Source organism: Stenotrophomonas testudinis, assembly GCF_024499815.1.
GTDB lineage: Bacteria > Pseudomonadota > Gammaproteobacteria > Xanthomonadales > Xanthomonadaceae > Stenotrophomonas.
The window spans coordinates 24,351-48,309 of record NZ_JAMOKY010000025.1; the positions used below are offsets into that span (position 1 = coordinate 24,351).

The 23,959-nt window shown below is 62.4% G+C and carries 21 protein-coding genes; 13 read left to right on the forward strand and 8 right to left on the reverse strand.

What is annotated here, in order from left to right; genetic code table 11:
- Window positions 1-149: 149 nt before the first annotated feature.
- From NQ204_RS13620 to NQ204_RS13630, 3 genes are all read right to left on the reverse strand, one after another.
- Window positions 150-926 (reverse strand): hypothetical protein, encoded by a 777-nt coding sequence (locus tag NQ204_RS13620; RefSeq protein ID WP_256644142.1) that lies wholly within the window; start codon window positions 924-926, stop codon window positions 150-152.
- A gap of 45 nt (window positions 927-971) precedes the next feature.
- Entirely contained in the window at window positions 972-1,340 is a 369-nt protein-coding gene (locus NQ204_RS13625; protein WP_116863335.1) for a hypothetical protein, read from the reverse strand.
- 482 nt (window positions 1,341-1,822) lie between these two features.
- Window positions 1,823-2,038 (reverse strand): hypothetical protein, encoded by a 216-nt coding sequence (locus tag NQ204_RS13630; RefSeq protein ID WP_207776468.1) that lies wholly within the window; start codon window positions 2,036-2,038, stop codon window positions 1,823-1,825.
- Window positions 2,039-2,144: 106 nt separating this feature from the next.
- On the opposite strand from NQ204_RS13630, the gene NQ204_RS13635 reads away from it, so the two are divergent.
- The 5 genes from NQ204_RS13635 (at window position 2,145) to NQ204_RS13655 (ending at window position 5,803) form a co-directional block, all read left to right on the forward strand.
- Entirely contained in the window at window positions 2,145-2,786 is a 642-nt protein-coding gene (locus tag NQ204_RS13635) for a DUF1629 domain-containing protein (RefSeq protein ID WP_256644143.1), read from the forward strand.
- Between the two features lie 52 nt (window positions 2,787-2,838).
- Window positions 2,839-3,468, forward strand: coding sequence for a DUF1629 domain-containing protein (locus tag NQ204_RS13640; RefSeq protein WP_256644144.1), 630 nt, complete (start codon window positions 2,839-2,841; stop codon window positions 3,466-3,468).
- Between the two features lie 51 nt (window positions 3,469-3,519).
- Entirely contained in the window at window positions 3,520-4,170 is a 651-nt protein-coding gene (locus NQ204_RS13645) for a DUF1629 domain-containing protein (protein ID WP_256644145.1), read from the forward strand.
- Window positions 4,171-4,233: 63 nt separating this feature from the next.
- The gene (locus tag NQ204_RS13650; protein WP_256644146.1) at window positions 4,234-4,878 is read left to right on the forward strand and encodes an imm11 family protein; all 645 of its coding nucleotides are present in this window, start codon (window positions 4,234-4,236) and stop codon (window positions 4,876-4,878) included.
- 286 nt (window positions 4,879-5,164) lie between these two features.
- On the forward strand, window positions 5,165-5,803 hold the full coding sequence (locus tag NQ204_RS13655; protein WP_256644147.1) for an imm11 family protein: 639 nt from the start codon (window positions 5,165-5,167) through the stop codon (window positions 5,801-5,803).
- A 78-nt stretch (window positions 5,804-5,881) separates the two neighbouring features.
- Here the strand turns inward: NQ204_RS13655 and NQ204_RS13660 are convergent, their stop codons facing one another.
- The gene (locus NQ204_RS13660; protein WP_256644148.1) at window positions 5,882-6,097 is read right to left on the reverse strand and encodes a hypothetical protein; all 216 of its coding nucleotides are present in this window, start codon (window positions 6,095-6,097) and stop codon (window positions 5,882-5,884) included.
- Between the two features lie 163 nt (window positions 6,098-6,260).
- Here NQ204_RS13660 and NQ204_RS13665 point away from each other — a divergent pair, with 163 nt between their 5' ends.
- The 3 genes from NQ204_RS13665 (at window position 6,261) to NQ204_RS13675 (ending at window position 10,831) form a co-directional block, all read left to right on the forward strand.
- Window positions 6,261-6,641, forward strand: a complete 381-nt coding sequence (locus NQ204_RS13665; RefSeq protein ID WP_256644149.1) for a hypothetical protein — start codon at window positions 6,261-6,263, stop codon at window positions 6,639-6,641.
- An 84-nt stretch (window positions 6,642-6,725) separates the two neighbouring features.
- The gene (locus NQ204_RS13670; RefSeq protein WP_256644150.1) at window positions 6,726-7,355 is read left to right on the forward strand and encodes an imm11 family protein; all 630 of its coding nucleotides are present in this window, start codon (window positions 6,726-6,728) and stop codon (window positions 7,353-7,355) included.
- 38 nt (window positions 7,356-7,393) lie between these two features.
- Window positions 7,394-10,831, forward strand: coding sequence for an XVIPCD domain-containing protein (locus tag NQ204_RS13675; RefSeq protein ID WP_256644151.1), 3,438 nt, complete (start codon window positions 7,394-7,396; stop codon window positions 10,829-10,831).
- 16 nt (window positions 10,832-10,847) lie between these two features.
- Here the strand turns inward: NQ204_RS13675 and NQ204_RS13680 are convergent, their stop codons facing one another.
- From NQ204_RS13680 to NQ204_RS13695, 4 genes are all read right to left on the reverse strand, one after another.
- On the reverse strand, window positions 10,848-11,714 hold the full coding sequence (locus tag NQ204_RS13680; RefSeq protein ID WP_256644152.1) for a hypothetical protein: 867 nt from the start codon (window positions 11,712-11,714) through the stop codon (window positions 10,848-10,850).
- Window positions 11,715-11,783: 69 nt separating this feature from the next.
- A complete protein-coding gene (locus NQ204_RS13685) occupies window positions 11,784-13,202 on the reverse strand; it encodes a dihydrolipoyl dehydrogenase (RefSeq protein WP_256644153.1) in 1,419 nt (472 codons plus the stop codon).
- Window positions 13,199-14,584, reverse strand: coding sequence for an NAD-dependent succinate-semialdehyde dehydrogenase (locus NQ204_RS13690; RefSeq protein WP_256644154.1), 1,386 nt, complete (start codon window positions 14,582-14,584; stop codon window positions 13,199-13,201). Before NQ204_RS13690 ends, NQ204_RS13685 begins: the two co-directional genes overlap by 4 nt.
- Window positions 14,585-14,621: 37 nt before the next feature.
- On the reverse strand, window positions 14,622-15,383 hold the full coding sequence (locus NQ204_RS13695) for a hypothetical protein (RefSeq protein WP_256644155.1): 762 nt from the start codon (window positions 15,381-15,383) through the stop codon (window positions 14,622-14,624).
- Between the two features lie 83 nt (window positions 15,384-15,466).
- Between NQ204_RS13695 and NQ204_RS19685 the strand changes: the two genes are divergently transcribed.
- The 5 genes from NQ204_RS19685 to NQ204_RS13720 all read left to right on the forward strand — a co-directional run bounded on the left by NQ204_RS19685 (window position 15,467) and on the right by NQ204_RS13720 (window position 23,917).
- Window positions 15,467-16,210, forward strand: a complete 744-nt coding sequence (locus NQ204_RS19685; protein ID WP_488192364.1) for an XVIPCD domain-containing protein — start codon at window positions 15,467-15,469, stop codon at window positions 16,208-16,210.
- A 211-nt stretch (window positions 16,211-16,421) separates the two neighbouring features.
- A complete protein-coding gene (locus NQ204_RS13705) occupies window positions 16,422-17,741 on the forward strand; it encodes a hypothetical protein (RefSeq protein ID WP_256644156.1) in 1,320 nt (439 codons plus the stop codon).
- Window positions 17,738-19,768: a hypothetical protein gene (locus NQ204_RS13710; RefSeq protein ID WP_256644157.1), complete on the forward strand. Its 2,031-nt coding sequence runs from the start codon at window positions 17,738-17,740 to the stop codon at window positions 19,766-19,768. The genes NQ204_RS13705 and NQ204_RS13710 overlap by 4 nt, the downstream gene beginning before the upstream one ends.
- Window positions 19,765-22,413, forward strand: coding sequence for a DEAD/DEAH box helicase (locus NQ204_RS13715; RefSeq protein WP_256644158.1), 2,649 nt, complete (start codon window positions 19,765-19,767; stop codon window positions 22,411-22,413). Before NQ204_RS13710 ends, NQ204_RS13715 begins: the two co-directional genes overlap by 4 nt.
- Window positions 22,414-22,870: 457 nt before the next feature.
- Window positions 22,871-23,917, forward strand: a complete 1,047-nt coding sequence (locus NQ204_RS13720; protein ID WP_256644159.1) for a helix-turn-helix transcriptional regulator — start codon at window positions 22,871-22,873, stop codon at window positions 23,915-23,917.
- The last annotated feature ends 42 nt before the right edge of the window (window positions 23,918-23,959 follow it).

The window sequence follows — 23,959 nt, forward strand, 5'->3', positions numbered from 1 at the left end:
AGTAAGCGACTACTCAGTCTGGGCTAGTGAGTGCCGTAGTGATGGTCTACGGCGCACTTGTGGAACGGTCTGCGCTGCGAAGAATATCGCAGAGGATGAGTTGGAGTCTTGCCCAGATCGGCGTGCGGCTTGGTGCCAAATGTATGCCCTCAGGTTTCTTGCTGCTTCAAGCTGAAACGCCGAATGAGCTTGACTACGGCTTCCTCTATCAGCTGCCAGTCCACCAGAAGCACCCGCGCGTAGTTCATCTCCACCCCCACGCCACCACCCACATCCACCATCGAATGCCGGCACATCGCCACCCGGTCCCCACTGGACCTTACAAGCTTCCCACCCTCAATCATCACCCCATCCGGCATGTACTCCCAAGGGTGACAGCTGATGAACGTCCTCACCCGTCCAGCCCCATCCCGTACCGCATACCAATCCGGCGCCACCTCCCACGTGTCCCGCGACAACCACGACCGATTCACCGCATAAGGCGTCAGCCCCCAGCGCGGCGGCAGCGCCACCCGCTCGTTCAGATCCCGCGCCAGGTAGTCCGCCGCCCCCGCGCTGCCCACATACCGCAGCTCAATCGTCACCTGCCGGTACCCATCCTCCACTGACCGCACCGGGTGGTCCCCCGGCGGCGCGGCATTGAAGTCCGGCCAGAACACCGCCAGCATCACGCCGCCACCGGCAAACGGGCCGATCTGGTTGTAGTAGAGATTGGCCGGGAACATGAAACGGTGCGGGCCCAGGTTGGCCTCCACCGGCTGCGCCGTGTAGGTGCGGCCGCCCACGGTGCGGGGGCCGTAGGTACCGTTGAGCAGGGCGAGGAACTCGTCATCCATCTCTGTGGAGGGCGGGCGGGCGCAGCCGCTGGCAGCCAGTACGGCCACCATCGCGGCGCAGGCCAGCCGGCGTGCCGGTGTGCGGGTCATGGTGAAACTCCTTGCGTATGATCGAGCGGGTACCAAAGCAGGGGCTTACCGCTGCCCATGCACCCGCTCGCTGGCCAGCGTCGTCAACGCCACCACGGCCATCAGTAGCCCTTCCATGTGCCGATCGCCAATGCACTGCTCGGGCGCGGCGTTCTGCCGGGTGCGCTCGTTGGCCAGGGCCATCTCGCCCACGGCGCGCAGGGCGGCCAGGGTGCAATCGGCGTCGGCCAACTGCAGGCAGCGGCCGATGCTCAGGTTGCGTTCGTGCCACGGCTGGCCGTCTGCGGCAGCGCCCGCGCCAATGCGGCGCAGGGTGGCGACAAACCCGTTGGGATCGGTCGTGAGGTCATCCTCGTGATCGGTGTTGGCCGGATCGCGCTGGGTGTGCAGATCAGGGAGTTTCGTTGCGCTCATGGCAGTGCTCCGTGCAGGAAGACAGCAGCCACCGATGAAGGTGGCGGACGATGCGTGGCTCGAAAACCGATATGTGCCAAACCGGCGGGTCCGAAGACCCCCACGCACCGCCCGCCATGGAACGCGAACGGATTGCCAGCCGGCGCCACACGAAGGTGACGCCGGCTGACAAGCGTAAACAACTGGCACATACACGGGTTTTCGACGCCCGCGCCACCCGTGTCAGGTGGCAATGCCAAGGTGTACTCGCACGGTTGCGAGATGCCAAGAAACCGCAGCGCTGGGAGGCCGCAGGTGTTGACGCTTACGGCATTGTTGCATGCGAGACACAGCGCGAATGCTTTGCGGTGCAATGGTTTCGGGCGGTGTTAAGTAACCGCCCGAACACGCCTGGAAATGCACGGTTTGCAGCAGCGCGTCGTTCCAATTGCGACAGCCGATTCTCGCTGCCTTCGCAGAAAGCGGGGCGATTGCGTCACTGCTTAACTGTGCAGCACCAATCCCGGCACCGGCCACAGCAACGGCGTGCGGGCCAGGTCGTAGTCGTTGCCGTAGGCCATGACTGCCTCGCGCGGTTCCAGATCGGCATAGCAGCCCAGCAGGTAGGCATTTATGCCGGCTTCGCGGCGGGTGGTGGCAAACAGGCTCAGCAGGGCGTGGTCAAAGTCTTCCAGCCACTCGGCGTCGATCGGGGTCATGGTCATCCTCCTGGGGGGAGGGGAGGATGACGTGGGGGTGTCTCATGGGCTGGGACGGGAGGTAAGCTGTCCGGGCAGCACTGCAGCCGTGCCAAGGAGATAGGCGATGGAGTCCAAAGAGACAGCGGGACCGGTGGCAGGCGAATTCTTCATCTTCGCCCCCGATCTCGAAAGCAACCGTCCATTCCGGGGCGCGAAATTCGACAACATCCAGGCATTGCTGACCCCGCCCCGCCTCATCCTACGGCCGGATGGCGGGGGATCTCCCAACTTGCGCGAGCGCCCCCGCATCATCTTCGACTCTCGCAACGGGCCCACTCCTCGCGACCTGGAAGGAGGCTTCGGCGGCTACTGGTTCGTATCGCAGCGACTGCGCCAGGCAATGGAAGCTGTGGACCCCGGCGCATTCAAGTTTGCGGAGTGCGACATTCTTCTGGCCAATGGCTCCCCCGGCCCGGAGCACTCCCTGTGCGATGTGGTGCGCGAGCTCGATGCGCTCGACGAAGTCCGCTCCCGGCTTGATATCGAGGTGGGCGACGATTTCGCCAACGGAAAGTTCCACTCCATTGGCGGAGGCGCGAGCTTGGCCTTCAGGCCAGAGGTGTTGATGGATGCGCACGTGTTCCTGACGCCATTCAGTACGTTTGTCGTTGTTGACCGCTGCTTCGTGGATACCCTGCGCGCGTCTGGGATTCCCGCCGACGCGCGAACCAGTGGTATCACGACGATCGACGCGGCGGCCATCTGATCATGGTGAAGCAGGCGTCCAACACTGGATCCGCAGCATGGAGCTACCAAACATGAGTCACATTGTGCGCGAGCAGTTCTTCCTGCTGATGCCGGATACCACCCGAGGCGGGAAGGGGCACGGCGTCGTATTCGAGAACATCACGACGCTTCGCACCCGGCCTCGGCTGATCCTGCGGCCCGAGGGCGGCGGATTTCCCGAGTTGGCAGAGAGCCCCCGCCTGCGGCACTCGCCAAGGAAGGGCAGCCTCCCTGAGGACCTTGAAGGCGGGATGAGCGGCTACTGGCTGGTCTCGGAGCGCCTGCGCGAAGCATTCGCCGACATCGATCCCGAAGGCTTCGAGTTTGTGGAATGTGACTACCGCTTGGCCGACGGCAGCGAAGGGCCGACCTACTTCCTCTGCGAAGTCACCCGACAGATCGACGCCTTGGATGAGGAGGCTTCACGTCTTCGCATCATCCGCGACAGCGACTATGTCGGCGGCAAGTTCTACAACCTCGCCGGCGGGGCAAGCCTCACGTTCAAGCGGGACGCTATTGGCCAAGCTGAGGTGTTCCGCACGCCGTACTCCGGTGGACTCGTATTCTGCAGCCGACGCCTGAGGGACGAGGTGCGCCAGAGAGGCATCGGCGGGGCAGGTAGCTCGCGTGGCCTGTGGTTCGTCGACGCTGCAGATGTGTAGTGGTGCTGGTTTGAAAAGAGACGCTTCGTGGGTTGAAGGACGCGGAATTTGATGACAGCCAATGCTCCAAAACGAGGCGAGTTCTTCGAGCTGCGACCGGACGCACGCCGCCTTGGGAAGGGGCATGGCGTTGTGTTCGAGAACGAGTCATTACTGAAAACGCCGCCGGCATTCCTGCTTCGCCCTGATAGCGGAGGCTTCCCGCCGCTGCGCGAGATTACTAGATTGGTCTACAAGCCAAGCGAGGGGTGGCCGCCCGAGAATCTTGAGGCGGGCATGAGCGGTTACTGGCTCGTATCCGCGCGGCTCCGTGGCGTGATGGAGGACGTGGATGCGGGCGCATTCGTGTTCATGGAAACCGACTACCGATTGGCCGATGGCGCGATGGGTGAACCTCACTTCCTCTGCGACGTTGTACGGACGATTGATGCCCTGGACGAGCAGGCTTCTCAGCTGAAGATCATCGTCAGTGATGACTATGAGGAGGGTAAGTACTACGGCCTGACTGGCGATGTGCGGCTGGCGTTCAAGCAGGACGTTGTTGCCGGCGCTCACGTGTTTCGCCTGCCCTACTACGAAGGTGTTTTCTGCGATCGCGCTTTCAAGGAGGCGGTGGAGGCGGCGGGGATAGTCGAGCAGGGTGTGTCGAATGGGCTGTGGTTCCACGATGTGGTGAGCAGCCATGGAGACCAACATGAGTAGAGTGGATCCGCCTGGAGGTGGCTTCTGGGGACCGTAAATCAAGCTGTTGGGATGTGCTTTCGTATGGGGTTCGAACAGATGCACGAGAAATCACCAGCGCTGGGCCAGTTCTACATTCTTCGCTTTGACTTCAGAAGCGGCGGCCGTGGGCATGGCGTCGAGGTCGAGAATGGAGAAGACATACCGCCTCCTGTCGGATTGAGTACACCCCCAGAGAGCGGCGGGCTTGCAAGCCTGAGAGTGATGCCGCGCCTTCGGTATGACCCTCGGCTAGGCGAAATGCCGAAGGATCTGCAGAGCGGCATTACCGATTACTGGCTTGTCTCCGAACCTCTGAAGCAACTCTTTCAATCTGCAGATCCCGATGGTTTCGCCTTCGCTGAGTGCGATTTCCATCTTGAGGACGGGACGCAGGCGCCGCCACACTACTTCTGCGAGGTGACCAGGGTGATCGATGCGATTGATCTGGCCTGCTCAGAGGTCAAGGTTCTGACAGAGGGATACCCGAATGGCAAGCACTACAGTGTTTCGGGTGGTGCTCGTTTGGCCTTCGATTCAAGCGTCGTTGGGACGGCGCATGTGTTCATGACGCCCTACACCGCAGACGTCTTCTGCGACAGAGTGCTGCGAGATGCGCTGATCGCGTCAGGGTTTGGCTTTGGCAGCGCCGCGCGAGGTGTTCGGCTCATTGATGCTGCTCGCATTTGATCGTTGAAGACCTTCAGTTTCGTGAAGTTGGGCAAGGAGCGAGTAGGGCAAATGTGTCTAACATTTGAAGCACCCACATCTTTCTGACCTCGCCAATTGAACTTCTCCGGGCGTTTGGTTGCCTTTGGGCGCCAGTCCGCATAGCGCGGGACCAACGTAGGAATTACAGAGAATCCAACATCCCAGGAGAGCTGACCATCCACATGGCGAGTTGTCAGCTTGATCGCGGCGGAGGGAGGGGTATGCTCTCCTTCGGAATCTGCAGCTGGAGGGACTTGGACAGAGCATGGAGCCGACTTCAAAGAAGGGACCCCGCCGCGGGGAATTCTTCCTCCTCGAAGCAGGTACAGTCAGCGGGCCACGCTGTGGCGTTGCGTTCACTAATCTTGACCGTCTCCTTTCACCGCCCCGACTTGTTTTGCTGCCTGAAGAGGGAGGCATTCCGCCACTGAGACAGGTTCCTTGCTTGAAGTTTGACCCAAGCGATGGCCCGCCCCCGAAAGATCTCGAGCCGGGATTCAGTGGGTACTGGCTGGTTTCGAAGCGGCTCCATGACGTCATGAGGTCTACCGACCCCGGAGCCTTCGCCTTTGCTGAGGTTCACTACTTGGTAGAAGGCGGTGTCAAAGGTGAAGCGCGTTATCTCTGCACTGTCGTTTCGGTAATAGACGCGCTTGATGAAGCCGCCTCTACTCTTCTGATAGATACGTCAGAAGAATTCATAAATGGAAAATTCTACGACTTGGGCGGCGGTGCCAGCATTACATTCGACCGCAACAAGCTGGGTGCTGCGCACGTGTTCAGGACTCCCTACACCGGAACAGTGTTCTGCGATCAGATTCTCCGGGAAGCGGTCGCTGCAGCTGGCATAGCCGTCGACAGCGGTGCGGATGGCCTGTGGTTCATTGATGCGTCGGATATCTAGCTGACAAGTAGTTGGCAAGCAGGAGGGGGCTTGGCGTTTGCATTGCCTACGTTGGAAGTGTTCAGATTGCGTCACTACTTAATTGTGCAGCACCAATCCCGGCACCGGCCACAGCAACGGCGTGCGGGCCAGGTCGTAGTCGTTGCCGTAGGCCATGGCTGCTTCGCGCGGTTCCAGATCGGCATAGCAGCCCAGCATGTAGGCATCCATGCCGGCCTCGCCGTGGCTGATGGCAAACAGGCTCAGCAGGGCGCGGTCAAAGTCTTCCAGCCACTCTGCGTCGATCGTGGTCATGTCATCCTCCTGGGGGAAGGGGAGGATGACGTGGGGGTGCCTCATGGGCTGGGACGGAACTCCAAACCTGTGAGGCAATTCACAGGGTTCTGATTGCCCGTAGGCGCGGACCGGCGTAGAACTTACCGCAACGGATGCATCACACCCACAGCGAGGGAACGCCATGGCTGCCAATGAAGACAATGACGGGCTGTTTGACCTGCAACTGATCATCGATCCCACGATTTTTTCGCAGAGTGGCCTGCTGCAGCAGCTCCACGCGGTGGGCGAGTTCGAGGTCAATGCTCCCGAGAACAGGCTCTATCTTCCGCTCGACAGGGAGCTGGCGGCCAAGCTGGGCTGTTCGCAGTACGCTGCCAAGCCGCTTGAGTCCTACACGATGGGGATGGTGGAGCAGCTGTCCATGATCGAGCTGTCGCCTGACGGTCAAGGCGCGATGCGGGGTGATCCTGCTGCAACGGCCCGTGCTCTGGAAGCGGTGCTCAGGCTGCGGGATACCGTAAAGGTGGCGCTGATCAATGGGGACCTGATGTTGGCTGTGTAGGGGCGCTGTAGTAAGCGAACACGTTCCTGGCAATGATTGCCTGAGCTAAAACAGCAGTGAAAGAAGAAAATGAATGAGGAACACATGAATAAAGTTGACCCGCCTAAAGGTTGCTTCTACGTGCTCGGACCGGACATGGGGGCGTCTGGCCGTGGCCACGGGGTTGAGTTGGACAATGAGGAGGAAATCCCTTGGCCGACCTACATGAGCGAGCCCTCTGAAATTGGCGGGCTTGCATCACTGAGTGTTGTTCCGAAGCTTCGCTTCGATAGCCAGGTTGGTGACATGCCATTGGATCTGCAAGGCGGGTTCAACGGCTACTGGTTGGTCTCTCAACCCCTTAAGGATGTAATGGAGAAAGTAGATGCAGAAGGATTCGCCTTCGCGAAGTGCGCCTTCCAGCTAGAGGATGGATCAGAGGGCGAGCCGCACTACCTGTGTGAGGTGACAAGAATTCTGGACGCGATTGACGAGGATGCCTCAAGCGTGAAGATTCTTGATGGCTACCAGAATGGCAAGTACTACAGCCTCTCCGGTGGTGGCAAGTTGTCCTTCAAAGCAACGGAAGTTGCTGGCATACATGTGTTCATGGATATCCATTCGGGTAGTCGGATCTACTGCGATAGAGTGCTTCGCGACGCGCTCATCGAGCATGGATTCGGGACGGTGACCAATCCGCGCGGTGTGTGGATTGAAGACGCTGCGGGCTACTAGTTCAAAAGCAATCATCGTCCTCTTGGGAACGGAATCCGATGCCTGCAAAAAACCCAATCCTACAAAGCCATCATGTTTTTGAGCAGGTGGTGTTCAGGGATCATCCTCTCGTCAAGAAGCTTGTCGAGGCGGGATACCTGGCCAAGGATGAGTCGCTCAATCGTCTCTACCTTCCGTTTGAAGGTGAGCTCGCGGATGACCTCGATACTTCTCCACATCGAGGTCGGACGAGAAGTTCCTATACGAAAGAAATAAATTACGTGCTGAATGACATCCTGGATAGTCCGGCAGGCACTGCTGCAGTAAAAAGAAAGGATGCTGCAGCGCTGCGGACTGTCGCGGAGCAGGTAATTGATTTTCGCGACACCGTCAAACTCGCTCTTATAAATGGAGATGCGTTTGCTACCACGCCGGACGGGATGACTGCAGAGCAAGCTAATGCGATCAACAGCCGGACGATATCCAGCCACGCGCAGTACCGCATGGATAACGCGGAACAGTTCAAGGCGCTGCGATCAATGGCGCCTATGGAGTCGGAATGGGCGGCAGTCATTCATTCCGATCCGCGTGTAGCGCGAATCATTGAAGAAATTCAGAGCAGCCCCAGGAACCTGGTTGCCGGCCCGGGTGAGCGGGACGCGTTTGCACGCGAAGTGGCAGGCAGAATGGAGATGCGCCTGGCGATATCAGAGGCAGAACAGGCGGGGCGCCTAACATTGTCGGATGCGACCAACGCGCGCGTTAGGCACGCCTTAGTGGATGATCTGCCATCCATCGGGCCCGCGCGGGGAGGAATCTACGATCTGACTGCGCCATCTCCAACGCAGTACAAGCCCGTCTCGCAGCGCGGCTTCGTAACCATGGACCTCCTCATCGGCGAAGCCTCCGCCAGCCAACTGGTGCGTTCCGGCGGCCTGCTCGCCTCCGGCGCGGATGCCATCCTCACCACGCGCCGTATATCCGAGCACCTGCAGCAGGGCAACGGCACGGCCGCCCAGTCCGAATTCAACCACGCGGTTGCACGCAGTGGCGGTGGCTGGCTCGGAGGCATGGCAACCGCCTCCGTGATCGGCACGTCCAGCTTCGTGCCGGCGGCGGTGGTCGCGGCTGATGCGTTGTTCATGAGCAAGGCATTCGACAAGGGGGCCGACCTGCTCGACAACCGCGCGGTGTATCACCAGAAAGACAATGCCGGCGTGCAGTGGAGGTTTGACGGCAACAACTGGCAGCGCCAGGCCAGGATGGAGGACTCGGCTACCGGCCCTGGGGTTGCCACCGAGCACAGTGTCGGCGCCAGCTATGAAAAGGCGCGCGAACTGGGTGCGAAGGCCAGCGTCAGCGCAGTAGAGCTGGCACTGAAGGATGCGCCGGCACCTCAGGATCCTTTCAACCTTCCTGCCCGCGGCGATGAAGGAAATGGCTTCGGTAACCCAAACTGGCACCGCGATGCTCAGACCCAACAGTGGACCCGCCAGATCAAGACCGATGTGGTCGGTGCAAATGATCGCGGCATCTACGAAACCCAGACAGCGACACCCGAACGCGCTGCAGAGCTGAACCAGCAGGCCGTGCAGCGCATCGAGGACAACATCGCCCATGGCAAGGCGGCGATCGCAGCAAGTTACCTGGAGAATCGTGCCGCCACGCGTGCAAGCGACTTTGTGCCTTTGGTGCCCGATGCGGTCGAAGCGGCGCGCGCGCGGCCGGACGCCATTCTTGGTTCGGACAACGTGCTCTACCAGCGCGACGAAGCGGGAACGTGGTCCCACGAGGGGCGCGTAGCACAGGGCAACATGGCGCTGGAACTGGAGGCAACGCGCAAGATCCAGCAGCCGTCGATTGAGGTTCTCGACCGCACCCTCGCCGCGCTTGAAGCACGCCCCGCACCTACGAATGCCGAGATGAACCGGAACGAGGTGCGGCATGGCTACGCCTCTGCTGGCATCTCGCCCTCCCCGCAGTGGATGGAGGCCATCGAGCTGGCGACGGCGCGCACGCGCGCCCAGCACGGCATCACCGGCGCGACGATGCAGCAGCTTGCGCCTGCGGTTGAGGGTAATGCGGGCGAGTCCCGTGCGATTACCCATTACCAAGTGGGCGCCGATGGTGTTGCCCATCCGGTGGCGACGACGACCACCGAGGAGCTGCGGGCGGCGTGGCGGGAAGTGCGCGAGCGTGCCGCCCAGCAGGCCCCGGTGCCTGATTCGCCCGAGTTGCGTATTGCAGCATTGTCGCCGCGCGAGCAGGAGGCCTATCAACAGGCAATGCAGGAAGCCAACCGGCAAGGCGCAGCCACGGTGGATGCTGGCCAGGCCGCATTGGCGGCGGCCCAGCAGATTCAACGGGGTGCCCCGGTTGCTACGCAGGCCGGCGAAGCGCTGGCAGACGCCCAGCGCGAGCAGGTCCAGACCCGTGTGCCTGGTCCCTCAGAGGCCATTGCCCCAGCCGTGCCGCCTGTGGCGGTGCCCGCGCCTGCGGCCGAGCGCGAGACCCCTGAAATTTCCCGGCGGGAGGGGCCGCGCGAGCTGCGTCGCGAGCCCGAGCCACCGCGTGAGCCGGAGCTGCAGCAGGCCGAAGCGCAGGAGCGTGCGCGGGAAGTGGCTGAACCGCCTGCGGCGCCCGCAGCGCGAACACTGCATGAGCCACCTGCTGAAATTGGCGTTGAACGGAATGACGCTCCTCATCACGCACATGCACAGAATGCAGAGGAAACCCGAACCCACGACAGCCATGAGCCTGAGCGTCCGCGCACGCCTCCAGTGGCGCCTGAGCCCCCGCCGCAGCCGACTCCTGTGCCGGCTGTCGAGCACGCTCTTGAGGAACAGTCGATACCACCAGCCGCGCCTGTGCACGAGGCTATGGCCGAGGCACCTGTGGCCCAGAACAGAACCGCGGAGCCTGTGGATGAGCGGCCGGCGGAGACAGCGCAGCACGACGATGCAGTCCCATCCATTGCAGCCGCCGAGGAGGAGGCTCCGACGAGGGCTGAGCCACGGACGGATACCCAGGCCGCCACGCCGCCTCCTGCGGATGCCCTGTTCGGTCCCGCCCAGCCGGGCCACCCCGACCATGCCCTGTACCACCAGGTCCGTCAGGGCATCGAGGCGCTGGATGCGAAACATAACCGAAACTTCGACCACACCAGCGAGCGCATGGTCGCCAGCCTGACTGTGCTTGCCAAGGACAACGACCTGGAGCGGGTAGACCACGTCCTGGTCAGCAAAGCCACCGCCGAGCATCCTGCAGGGCACGCGATGTTTGTGGTGCAGGGGGAGCCAGCAGACCCGGCACACCACCGCGCAAGCATGCCGACGGAAGTGGCTGCTCAGACGTCAGTGGAAGAATCGGCGCAACAGTTCGACGTGGTCAGCCGGGAAGCGCAGCAGCGTGCGGTGGCGAACCAGATGGAACAGCAGCTGGAAGACCAGCGCGTGCAGCAGGGGATTCAGATACGGGCTGCGAGCGGTGGTTACTGATGGCCCACCCCAAGGCTCATGATTTCTTGTATCGGGACAGGGAAGTTCGCACAGCAGACTCGATCTTCTTCCAGTCTTTCAGGATGACGCGCGGATACGTTGCCGTGATCGCGATGCTGTCTTCAACATCAACGAAATAATGGGTGCAGCCGGCTACTCGGCCGTCTTCCGTGTCGCGTAGGCGATTGCCGGAGAGGGTGAGGCCGTCAGGGAAGTGGGCTTCACTTTCGCATTCGATGAATGTCGTCAGTTCGCCTTCGCCATTTCGAGCGACGTACCAGTCCTTCTCCATGCGCAGATTGCGGGGCTGGGGCATTTGGGTCTCCTGCTCCAGCGCTTTCTGGAACGCCGGCATCAAGGCGTCGTTGATTGCATAGGGCACCAAGCCGAAGCGCTCTGGTTGGGGTATCCGCAGGTCAAGCCGTTCGGTCGGGTCATTGCGCAGCACGGACGTCGGCGTCGATGTCTGCTCCGTACTGGTGTAGCGCTCCAGCAGGCCCCTGATTGGGGTGCGATCAATATGCTGTAGGCCAATGACCACGGAGCGCTGGAAGTCTTCCATCGAACGATCCGGGCGGGTGCCTGGTAACGCGGGGCCCAGGTCTGGCCAAAGCAGCGTCAGGCCAACGCTGCCATCGAAGTAGGGGCCGATCTGGTTGTCGTAGTAGTTGGCGGGGAACATGAAACGGTGGGGTCCGACGGTGGCCTCCACAGGTTCAGTGGTGTAGGTGTGCCCTTTGATCGTGCGGCGCACGTTGGGATCTTCCGGCATTCCAGCCTCCTTGCTTGGCGATTCCACCGAGGGGGAATTGATACACCCAGTGGCGCTCAGTGCCAGCGCTGCCGCAATGGCACAGCGGAGGCCAAATGGAGCGATGTTCATGGGGTCAATCCATTGCTCATGACATGGGCAAATATAGCCAACCCGCGGTTGACGCGCTGGTTGGACGCATCACCCCCCCGATGGCGCCCCCGCATCATGGTCAGCCGGCAGCGCAATCGGCGTTGCCGCGCAGATGCTGCGCAGGGCCTGCTTCAACCCTTCCTCCATGGTCGGGTGGTAGAACGGCAGTTCCAGCAGTCGGCTCGCGGTGCAGCCTGTCTCAACCGCCCACGCCAGCAGGTGGGCCAGGTGCTCGCCTGCAGGCGCCACCAGGTCTGCACCAATCAGCTTGCCCTCGGGTGCTGCCGCATACAGGGTCAGGGTGCCCTCGTTGACCCCCTCCACCCGTGCCCGGCCTTGGTCGTCAAAATCGGAGGTTCCCGTTACGGCGCCTTCTTCTTCAGACTGGCCGATGGTGGCAACCGGCGGATCGGTAAAGGTGATGCTCAGCGGCACGTGACGCTTCACCGTGATCTTCGCTGGCATCGCCGCGGCGTTGCGGCCGGCAATGGCGCCGTCGCTCGATGCCTCATGCAGCAGGGGCAGGTCGGCGGCGGCGTCGCCCGCCATGAATACGGCGCTGTCACCACAGCGCATCGTCTCGCGGTCGTGGCAGGGCACGCCGTGTTTGTCCAACGCCAGTTGTGCTTTGTCCAGGGCCAGGTCATCCAGGTTGGGCGGACGGCCCAGTGCGGCGACGACGAAGTCCACCTTCACGCTGCCATCGGCCTGGTCTTTGCCGCTCCAGCGCACATGCACGCCCTCATCGGACCGTTCGGGCTGCACGTCCACGCCGAGGTGGACCTCGATGTCGCGCTTCAGCACGGCCAGCAGTGCATCGCGCACGCGCGGGCAACGCACCTTGGCCAGCGTCGTCTCCTTGCCCAGCAGGGTGACCTGCACGCCCAGCCGGGCCAGGGCCTGGGCAAATTCCAGCCCCAGCGAGCCGGTGCCCACTACCGCGACACGCTTGGGGAGCTGCTCCAATTCGAACAGGCTTTCGTTGGTCAGCACGCGGTCGCCCAGCGCTTCAAACGGCGGCGGCAGGGCAGGCGCGGAACCGGTAGCAATGACAATGGCGCGTGCCTCGATACGTCGGCCGTCCTCCAGTTCCAGCGTGGTCGGCCCGGCAAACCGCGCACGACCGGTCAGCCGCGTGGCTGGGTCGAGCTTGTCGATCTGCTTGCGGGTAAGCGCTGCAAAACGATCGCGCTCCTCGCGCACGCGGCGCATCACTGCCGCGTCATCAATGGTCATGCCGTCCACGTGGATGCCGAACAGGTCTGAACGGCGCACGTGCTCGGCCTGCGTGGCGGCCGCCAGCAACAGCTTGGAGGGCATGCAACCGACGTTGGCGCAGGTAGTGCCGCTGAAGTGCGGATCGATCAGCAACGTGGACGCGCCATTACGGCGCGCGGCCCGCTCTGCTGCCAAGCCGGCCGTGCCGGCGCCGATCACCGCCACATCACAGTGCAGGGGCGTGCTCATTGGGCCGCCGGCAGGGTGATGGCTTTGACGTTGACGAATTCCTTCAAGCCCTCGGGGCCATGTTCGCGGCCGTAGCCGGAGGCTTTCACGCCGCCGAAGGGCAGGGTGGGGCCGGCCACGTTGAAGCCGTTGATGCACACCATGCCGGTATCGAAGTAGGTGGTCGCCAGCTCGCGGGCGCGCTTCACATCACGGCTGAAGATGCCGCCGCCCAGGCCATAGCGGCTGTCGTTGGCGATGCGCATGGCGTCATCATCGTCCTTGGCCTTGATGATGGCCGCGGCGGGTCCAAACAGCTCGTCCTCATAGGCGACCTGGCCCGGGGCAACGTCAGCCAGCACCGTGGCCGGGTAGAAAGCGCCGGTCCGGTCAGGGATCTCGCCACCGACCACCAGGCGGGCGCCCTGGGCCACGCTCTTGCTGACCTGCTCGTGCAGGGTGTCCCGCTGGGCCTTGGACACCATCGGGCCCAGCTGGGTGTCTGAATCGTTGGGATCGCCCATGCGGATCGCTGCAAACTGCTTGGCGTAGGCCTCGACGAAGGCGTCGTAGTTCTTTTCGGTCACGATGAAGCGCTTGGCATTGACGCAGGTCTGGCCGTTGTTGAACAGGCGACCCTTTACGCAGGTCTTCACTGCCAGCTCCAGGTCGGCATCGTCCAGCACCAGATAGGCATCGTTGGAGCCAAGTTCGAGCATGGTCTTCTTCAGTGCCTTGCCAGCCTTCTCGGCCACGGTGCGGCCTGCCTTTTCGCTACCGGTGAGGGTGACCGCGCGCACCAGGTCGTGGTCGATGATGGCATCGGACTGGTCGTGGCTGATGAGCAGGACGCCGAACAGACCCTTAGGCAGGCCGGCCTCCTCGTACAGGTCGCGCAGGAACAGGCCGCTGCCGGTGCAGCTTTCAGCGTGCTTGAGCAGCACGCCATTACCCGCCATCAGGCTGGCAATGGAATAGCGCACAGCCTGGTAGGCCGGGAAGTTCCACGGCTGGATGCCGTACACCACGCCGATGGGCTGGTGGGTGACGATGCCGGCGCCATTGGCCGAAGGGCGCTCTTCATCGGCCAACACCTTGGGGCCCTGCTCGGCGGTGTACTTGCAGATGGCCACGCACAGGTCCACTTCGCTGCGGCTGTCACCGATCAGCTTGCCGACCTCGTCGGTCATCAGCTGGGCAAACGCTTCCTTCTTCTCCTCCAGCTTGCGAGCGATGGCGGACATCACTTCAGCGCGTTCTTCCAGGCTGCGCAGGCGCCACTGCAGGAACGCTTCGTGGGAGGCCTTCACGGTGTCTGCTGCCTGGGCGTCGGACATGTAGGCGTAGGTGTGCAGCACCTGTTCGGTCAGCGGGTTGATTGTCTTGATCGGGTGGTCGCTCATGGGGAAGTTTGCCTTGGGGGAGGGAATGGAGGGGGTTTCAGCCGTAGCGGTGACGATGGCGGCGCAATTTGCCCTGCACGTGGTGCAAGGCCTTGAGCACTTCATCGCGCCAGCCATCGGCGGGCAGTTCGCGCACGGCCGAATGGGCCGCGCAGACATACGGGGTGCCGGCCCAGCGCTCGGCCAATGCGCGCGCCCAGCGCTCGAACGCGTCTGCGGCGCCGGCCCGGGGCTGCAGTGCGCGCGACAGCGTGGGGTGGAACTTCAAACCGGACTGCGGCAACCATTTGCCGAGGGTGCCCGGCGCGGCCAGCACGCTGAGGGTGTCGTCAACATGGACGATGCCGCTGCGGCGGTGACGGACCAGGACCGAGCTGGCATGCACGTTGTCGTCGGCCGGTACCAGCTCCAGGCCGGCGGGAACGGTGAAATCGAGGTCATCGGCGAAGTCGGCCTGGGTCTCCACGTCTTCGATCACGTGCGGATCCCACGGCAGGTGCGGTGCCTGTTGCAGGTGACGACGCGTGCCGATCAGGCGCGCAGCCGGCAGCAGCTGGTGCAGAGGCTCGCAGTGCAGAGTGTGGAACGGGTGCACGTTGATGATGGCGTCCACCAGCGTGCCGCCGGCGGTCAGGCCCAGCAGGGCCTGGCGCTGGGTCTCAGTGGGGGTGTAACTGTCCAGCACGAGGAAGCGGCCATTGCTACGGCGCACCACGGAGAGCTGCGTGCCGACGTCGAGCAGGCCGGCCACCTTGAAGGTGCCGCGCAGGTTCCAGAAATCATTGGCGAGTTGCTGCATCGGGATCAGAGGGCGCGGCTGCGGTGGCCGTCGCGGTGGTTGGGTGGGGGCTCTGATCGTGCGGAGGCGGCTATTGCAGCGGCGTGAAAGCGGGTGATGGGGTTGTTAGGGGCGGGGCATCACGCTGTGTTGTGGATGCCGGGTGTGTCTGCCGGTTCCATCCGGACCTCATCGCAGTCGCTTGGCAAGCAGCTTCGCGCCAGCTCGCCAGCATCCGGTCCAAGCACCCGCTGCGCAGAACAAAGCTGTGGAGCCTGTGGATCAGCTCGAAGAGCCAGCGCAGTAAGGACGCCGTCCAATCGAATGCCGCCGCCGAAGATGGGGCGCTGGCGAAGGCTGAGCCACGGACGGATGCCAAGGTCGCCACGCCGCATCCTGTGGACGCCGTGTTTGGTCCAGCACAGCCAGATCATCCCGACCATGCCCTGTATCAGCAGGTCCGCCAGGGCATCGAGGCGCTGGATGCGAAACATGGCCGAAGCTTTGACCACACCAGCGAGCGCATGGCCGCCAGCCTGACCGTGCTGGCCAAGGACAACGACCTGGAGCGGGTGGACCACGTGCTGGTCAGCAATGCCACCGCTGAGCATCCTGCAGGCCATACGTTGTTCCTGGTGCAGGGGGAGCCTGCAGACCCGGCACACCATCGCGCGAGCATGCCCACGGGAGTGGCTGCGCAGACGTCAGCGGAAGAATCGATGCAGCAGTTTGATGTGGTCAGCCGGGAAGCGCAGCAGCGTGCGGTAGCCAACCAGATGGAGCAGCAGCTGGACGACCAGCGCGTGCAGCATGAGATTCAGATACGGGCTGCGAGCGGAGGGGGCTAAGCGGCACGCAAGTACTCTTGCAGCTGCTACCCCACGTTGCGTGTCATGCGGGGCGGATTGCACCTGGACGAGTAGGCAGACATTAGTGCCGGCCTCGCGATGGCCGGTGGCAAGCAGGCCTGGCGTTCGTGGCTGGGGCGCTCAAGAACTGACGCGGCAATCCGATAACGTAGCGTGATGCCACGTGACCTGCAGATTCAAGGACGAACGAATGAAGACAGGAAGTACTTGGGGCCTGCTTGGCCCCGACAGAGTGCCCAGCAATCGCCGTACCCGCACGCTAGGGCTCGGCCGGGCCGTACGCCGGTTCAATGAGCTGGCCGTGCCGGGCCTAGGTGGCGTTTGGTATGGCCGGCAGGTGCTTTACAACGTATTGGCAATGGCTGTGGTTGAACGGCTCAAGGTATGGAACGTCAACCAGACACACATTCAAGTCGCCAATGCCATTGAAGCCGTGGCCTGTAGCGTCGGCTATCGCACGAACAAGTGGAGCGAAGACTGGCGCATGCGGGGGCGTAACAAGCTCTCACGCGATGGAACGGCGCCGACCTTCCAGCGTGCGAGTCAGTCCAGATACTACGTTTCACAGCCCATGCGCATGTCAACCGCTCAGGCCTTGCCCTCGCTGGGTCTGGCAACCTCTGACAGTGCTCGTTTCAGCGGGTTCAGGCGGGGGGTGGATGCTGACGCGTTCCTGGAATCCAGCATCGGGCATATCACGGTTGGCCAGAACGATCTGATCGACCACCTGTGCTACTGGGTCAGGGGTAGCGAGCTCAGCTGGAAGAGCGAAGGCTTCGTGGAAGCGCTCAACCCCCTGAGGGCATTGGACAAGGATGCCCGGAGCCAGCTGCGCAGCGCCTTGCTGCAGGGGGCATCGCTTGACGATCAAGGGCGGGAGCGCAGGCGAGCGGCCTGGCAATGGGTGGGCCGGCTGCACAATAAGCCCACCAGTTTTGAATCACTGGCCAACTCGATCGGGCCCGAAGAGTTGGATGCCCAGCACTGGCAGGACCTCCGCGCTGGCGCCAAGCTCATCGAAGTACGCGATGCTGCAGTGGCCGTGCTGGATGCGGTTGAGCGCGATTTGGAATCGCGGAAGCGTCGTTCCATGTCGATGGACGAACCATTACGAGGCGAAGTGAAGCAGGCGTTGCACGTCTTGGCGGCAATCGCAGCGGCGTTTCTTTCGCTCAAGCATCATGACGAAGACGCCAACCGTTTCTGCAGCGCGTGCGTGGCCGCAGATGCCAGTGTCCTGCGCGTGCTGCTGCAACGTGACGATCAGGTTCTGTGTTTGGTGGACGACTGTGCTCGCCCCGGTCCAGCCTACAGTGGCCACCCGCCGGCAGTGGAGAAGGGCGAGCAGGGCGCTGATGAAGATGTTGCCAAGACCGGTCGCAATGGATTGCCACTGCCCATGGGCGTGTCCTACCGCATCGAGAACCTCTACCTGTTGCGGCTTGATCTTGACGCCAAGCTGGGTGCGCTGATCGCATCCCGGAAGCAGAACCAGGCGGAGGCACAGTGAGCAAGAAAATACCCCCACGTCCCTCGCTGCTGAAGCACTTCGAGGCACCTGACGGTCATACAGGCGAATTCGGCTGGATCTGTGGCTACTCTGCCGACGCCAGCTTCCTCAACGAAGCGGCATTCCGCTTTACCGGCCAGAGCAAGCCCCAACGTGAAGCCAGCGGCGAAGTGCGCCTTGCGCTCATGCTGGACCCAAGGCAGCCGGCGCTGCTGCCGACCGCCGTGCCCGGACTGACCCATCTGGCACTACGAAGTGAGAGCAGGAACGCCCTTCCATTCAGGCTGCTCCACGCCAAGGTTGCACTGCTTGGGTTCCGCCACCGGACCGATGTGAGCAAGTGGCACGTGCGGTTGATTGTCTCAACCGGCAACTGGACCCGCCAGACCGCAGAGGAGAGCCTGGACCTCGCCTGTCTGGTGGACGTTGACAGCGAGTCGTTGGGGCCCGCGCTTGCTCAAGAGTGCATGGACATCTCCGCTGCGCGCCAATGGCTGCGCTGGCTGATCGACCTGCATGACGCGCGACTGCTGGAAGCCCCGCCGCCCATGTACGCCGGTAACGCCGCGTCGACGTTGGCGGGCTGGATAAGCAGCTGCTCGTCCAGGAAGATCCCAAAAGACGGATACACGCCGCGGTTCATTCACAACCGATCGAGCAGTCTGTTCGACAGCATCGTCAACGCGGTTGCTGCTCACGACAAGCCCAAGGCAACCCGCCTGGTGATGGGCTCGGGCTTCTTCGAGGCTGTCAGACCCATCGGCGGGAACGGTGCATTCGCGTGCGCCAGCGTGCCCCTGAAAATCGTAGAACGATTGAAAGATGAGCAGTTGCTTAGCCCGAGTGCACGCGTAGAACTGCATGTGAATCCATTCGCTTGCCAGGCCATTGCGCACTCGATTGCGCACCTGGAGGTGCACGCGCAACATCCCATGACCGTGCACGCGGCGCAGGTCTCCAGTGCGCTGGGTGAGGGCTACGAGCGGCGGGCGTTACACGCAAAGTTCATGGCAGCTGCACGTAAGGATCGGAGTGGCTCCCATTTCTCGCATGCATGGGTATATCTGGGCTCTGGCAATCTGACACCTGCCGGAATGATGTTGCGCATGTCTCCGGAAGGGGGTAATGCCGAGGCCGGCATGGTTCTGTTTGCCAGCGAGGCGAGCTGGGGCGGGCGCTCAAAGCTGGCTCTTGACCTACAGGACGCGCTGCCTATCGCTGGCGCGCGGATGGATGCAGATGCCCCCGGGCTGTCGGCCGGCGAGCCGTGGCAGCCGCCGGCGGGCGAACACTTCGCACCACCTGTGGCCTTCCTTCAGTGCAAGGGCGATGGCAGCCTGCAGTTGCCGCCGCAGGACGATGACGTGGCGGTGGCCATTGAGTTGATTGATGAGGATGGCAACTCCTGCACGCGCGTGGCGGGTGGTTTCGCATGGACTGGTCAGATGCCGCGGATGGTGCGCATACGCTGGAGTGAAGCCGACCTCACACGTGAGGCGATGATTCCTGTGGTGGATGCTGATGGCCGGGTTGCGGCCGTGCCACTGGCTGCGCTGAGTCTGGATCATGCTGAAAGCCAGTTGCTTGCCTTCCCTGACATGCTCGACCCGGAAGGGGATGATGACGAGGATGGGCTGGGCGATCCGCCCCCCGCAAACGAGAAGAAAAAAGGAGCGCCGCGCACCCCGGCCACACCAGCCACGGGCGGCGACGACAGCGCCATTCGCCAGATGATGGGTTTGTTGGAACGTATCGCTGGGCGCCAGGTAAAGATGCACTCCGCCGAATGGGCACGCTGGTGCCAGAGGCTCCAGCAGACCTTGTGCCAGACCAGCCAAAGCCAAGTAGTTGCGCAGTTTGTGGCCCTGGGGTTGGATCCACTGTCACCACTCTACGCGGCGCCTTTCCGTCCCAGCTATGCCGAAAGCGGCGATAGCGAGCAGGGGTTGCGCTACGAGGCCGCGCTTGACGCGGTGGCTGATGCGTGGGGAACCCGTGGGCTGGCTCCGCTGGAGGGACTGGCATGAAGCGCAGAATGATGGACTGGGACGAAGTGGCCCGGCAGGCCGAGATCCTCCTCGACAGTCCCGATTCGGAAGCGGGAAAGAGGTTGGCGCTCATTGATGGACAGCGCGATGCGTTGCGCTCGTTGTGCGTACGCCTGCGGAACAATGGCGCAATTCTTGCCGACGAAGTGGGAATGGGAAAAACCCGGATCGCCGTCGCATTGGCGCAGTGCGTTATTGCCGCCGGGGGACGAGTGGTTGTTGTGGCGCCCCCTGGCTTGGATGAGCAGTGGCGACGGGAGTTCGCGTTGGCTGTGCCACAGCCTCCGGCGCTGCTGCGAAGCTATTGGCAGTTCCTGCGTGGCTGGGATGAGCACGGAGGCCAGGGGGGCTGGCTACAGGAGCCGCTGCTGCTGTTGTCGCATAGCTTCAATCGGTGGAGTTCAAGCCAGGACTCTTCCTACCGGTGGAGCCTGCTGCCAGAAACACTGGCCCGCTACAGTGAGGAACGACATGGAGCCAAGCCCCGAGGCCATGGGCCATTCAGTGCTACACAAGCAAAGCATCAGCACTTCGCATGGGTATGCCGCGCTGCCGATGCGATCGTTGCAAGCCTCAGGCGGAACGGTTCAGGCTCGTCCGCTCGGACGGTGCTGAAAAATGTCGCCAAGGACCACGATGTATGGGTTCGCACGACCAATGGTGGGACATACTCCAAACAGGCGGCTTTCCGCACGAATCTGGATCGAGTGAGCGGGGTGGGCTTGGGTGCGTTCGATCTGGTGATTGTTGATGAGGCACACAAGAGTCGCAGCGAGGACAGCCTGTTGTCTTCGCTGCTGAACAACGTTCTGCTGCGTAGCAGGTCTGCGCGCTGCCTCGCCATGACGGCTACCCCGGTCGAGCTTGATGCATCGCAATGGAAGCAGAGCCTGCAGCGCATCGGTGTTGGCAGCCCGCCCATGGACGTCATCAATCAGTATGTAGCCAGCGTACAGACCCTGCGTAGGGCGCCTCTGAACGAAGGCCATGAGCAGGCATACCTTGCCGCCGCCGAGGCCTATCGCAGCGCGCTCGATCCCTACCTGCTGCGCCGCGACAAGCGAGAGGATGCATCTGTTCAGAGCTTCTTGAAGCATGTCGGACCCGCTGGACAGGACTATCGGGAGATCCGTCCGATCAAGGTGGTGATGGACCCAGCGACCATGTCGCTGCCGTGGATGCGCGCGGTGTGCGCGGCTGAAGCGTTGTCATTCACCTCAACCCGAGTCTCTGACAGCACGGCAAAGCGGCAACGCCTCACCGTGGGGAACGGTCACGGCATCAGTGGCCTCATTGATGCTGCAAAAGATAATGAGCCGTTGAACTCGGAAGCCCTGTCTTCAGAGCTTGACGACGACAACACCCGAGCAAAGCGAAGTGCACGTGCCGATTGGTGGAAGAAGGTTCTACAAAATGCGGTGAGCCAGGCGGCCCCGGAAGGTGGGGCCGCCTATACCCATCCCGCCTTGCTGGCGGCTGTTGAGGCAATTGAGGCCGTGGCCAAGCATGAGAAAGTGCTGGTGTTCGGTCACTACCGCGCGCCGATGCATGCGTTGGAGCATCTGCTCAATGCTCGAGCGATGTTGCGTGCTCTGGCCGACGGGGAACCGTGGGCACAGAGTCTTGTCCATGCCAATGATCGCGCGGCGGTGCAGGTGGCGCACAGGCAGCTCTACCAATGCGAGGCTGATCTGGAGGCAATTGACCAGAAGTTGCAGCGAGGATACAGGGACTTGGAGAATAGTCGGCAGCGCTTTCGAAGCAGCCTGCTGGGTGAGCTCAAGAAGGGAGTTGCCACTCTGTCGCCACTGCTGAGGGCGCGCTTTGCTGTGCCGCTGAAGATGCTGGGGGATGAATGTGCTGCGGATGACGACGCATCTTCCAGCACTGGAATGCTGGCTGTGGTGGCGCGCGCATTGGATGAGCATCTGGGCGGTAACGTCGAGGACGTGTCCGCCAGAGAATTAGCTGATGCCTTTGCTGAGCTCATGCATGCCGCGGCAAATCTGGATCCGCTGAATGACGACTCTGATTCGGAAACGGATGAGTTCTCTCTTGGAGAAAAGGCATGGAGCGCAACATTTGAACAGCTCCGCGACGATTATTCCCACCAGCACGGTACGTTCGCGCGCCAGATGAATGGCGGTACGGCGGCAGGTAGCCGCCGGTTGCTGCAGCTGGCCTTCAATCGCGAGACCGCGAACCCTCGGGTGCTGATTGCCCAGTCGCAGGTTGGGCGCGAAGGCTTGAATCTGCACCTCGCCTGCCGCACCGTGGTGCTGCTGCATCTGGAATGGAATCCGGCCGTGGTCGAACAGCAGATTGGCCGGGTGGACCGAATGGGCAGCCTGTGGCAACAGCTGCTTGCAAAGGCGATAGCAAGGCGCGAGGTGGCTGGGGAGATGCCGCGAATCCGGGTTCTACCCGTGGTGTTTCAAGGCACGTACGATGAGCGCCAGTGGGCCGTCCTGCAGTCCAGGTGGCAGACACTGCGCTCGCAGTTACATGGCGAGATCCTGCCAGAGTATGACAGCGAGAATCTGGTGGGTGCTGCGCTACGTGAGCGAGTCACAAAGGCAGCACCTTGCTTCTCGCCGACGCGGGCGCGCCGCTCACGTCCATAGGTGCGGGCAACGACTGGAGTGACCGGTGCGCCATATCGGCGCCGCAAGCAGGATCTTTAGCTGCGACCAAAGTTCTCGGAGGTTGCAAATATTCCTAGTTCCGAGTTGCTCATCCAGAAGCATTGTTGACGTAAACTCTAGCGAAAATGGAATGGCCCACAGGGGGGCTGTGCATGGAAGGGACATTTCCAGTTTCGGGAAGCGCTTTTGCGTGGGAGCGCATATCTGCGCCGCAATGGCCAACGCATCTCTATTGCTGCCTGCCGGTGCTGCAGCGGACGCCCCTGCGTGGCGTCCCCTTTCATGAGCCCCGCGTCTCTCACTAAGCATTACTTGCGGAATCCTCAGCTTCGTCGATCTGATCGGCGTCAGGCGACACCGTTTGTCGCGTGCTACCCGCAGGCTATTCCCACTCCCCACAGGGGGCATCGACTCAAGTCGGGCCCAGTACGAACCGATGACCCAACGCGCAATCAAGGATCCGCTCGCACGGAATCTCGTCCTGCTCCGGCTGATTCCCCGTCATCCGCGCAGCATTTCGACGGTGGAGTTGCGCGACGCTCTGTGGGCCGAGGGCTTCGATATCAACCTGCGCTCCCTGCAGCGTGACCTCACGGGAAAGCTCAGCACGCTCTTTCAGCTGGTCTGCAGCTCTGAAGACAGCGACGAGGCCGTAAGGCGCCTGCGTCCCTATCGTTGGTCCTTCGCGGCAGGCGCTCAGACCACCGTTCCTTCCATAAGCCCTGCTGCGGCGCTGGCAATGAACATGGCCGAGGAACATCTTCGCCACATGCTCCCGCCAACCGTCCTCGACCTTCTGGAGCCGCACTTCAACGAGTCACGGGCCCTTCTGCAGGCGATGGATCACAACGGCCTGTCGCAATGGTCACGACGCGTCAGGGTCGTGCCGCCGGTGAAAGCACTGTTGCCTGCTCAGGTTTCTCCCGAGACTTGGGATAGAGTTGCGACCGGGCTGCTCTCCGGCCAAGTGCTGCAGGTGCAATACCTCAGCCGCGCAAAAGGTCAGCCAATTGACTTGACGCTTCACCCAGGGGGCCTTGCGTCCCGAGGTGCAACGAGCTACTTGATTGCCCGCGTGGAACGCTTTGACGACTTCCGCCACTACGCCCTTCACCGGATTCTCGGGGTCGAAGTCCTGGAGGAACGGGCAGACGATCGTGGATTCGACATGGACGTCTATCTCAAGTCTGCTGCTTTCAGCCCCCGAATCGGGGACGGGGCGGCAACGCTACACGCTGACGTCCACCCCCAGCTTGCCTGGGCCCTCGCGGAGACGCCCTTGGGGCCCGAGCAGCAGCTGCAGGCTGTGGAGGGCACCGACTGGCAGCGCTTGCGTGTGGATGTGCGTGATGACCAGGAGATGGTCGCTTGGATTCTTGCTCAAGCGGACCGCATTCGCGTGATCGAACCCGAAACGCTGCGCAACCGAATCGCACTGCGCGTGCGGGACGCCGCCGCGTCATACCTGCCAGCCGGCAGCTAGCTGACTTTAGTTTTCGCTGTACCACCCAACATCAACACTGCC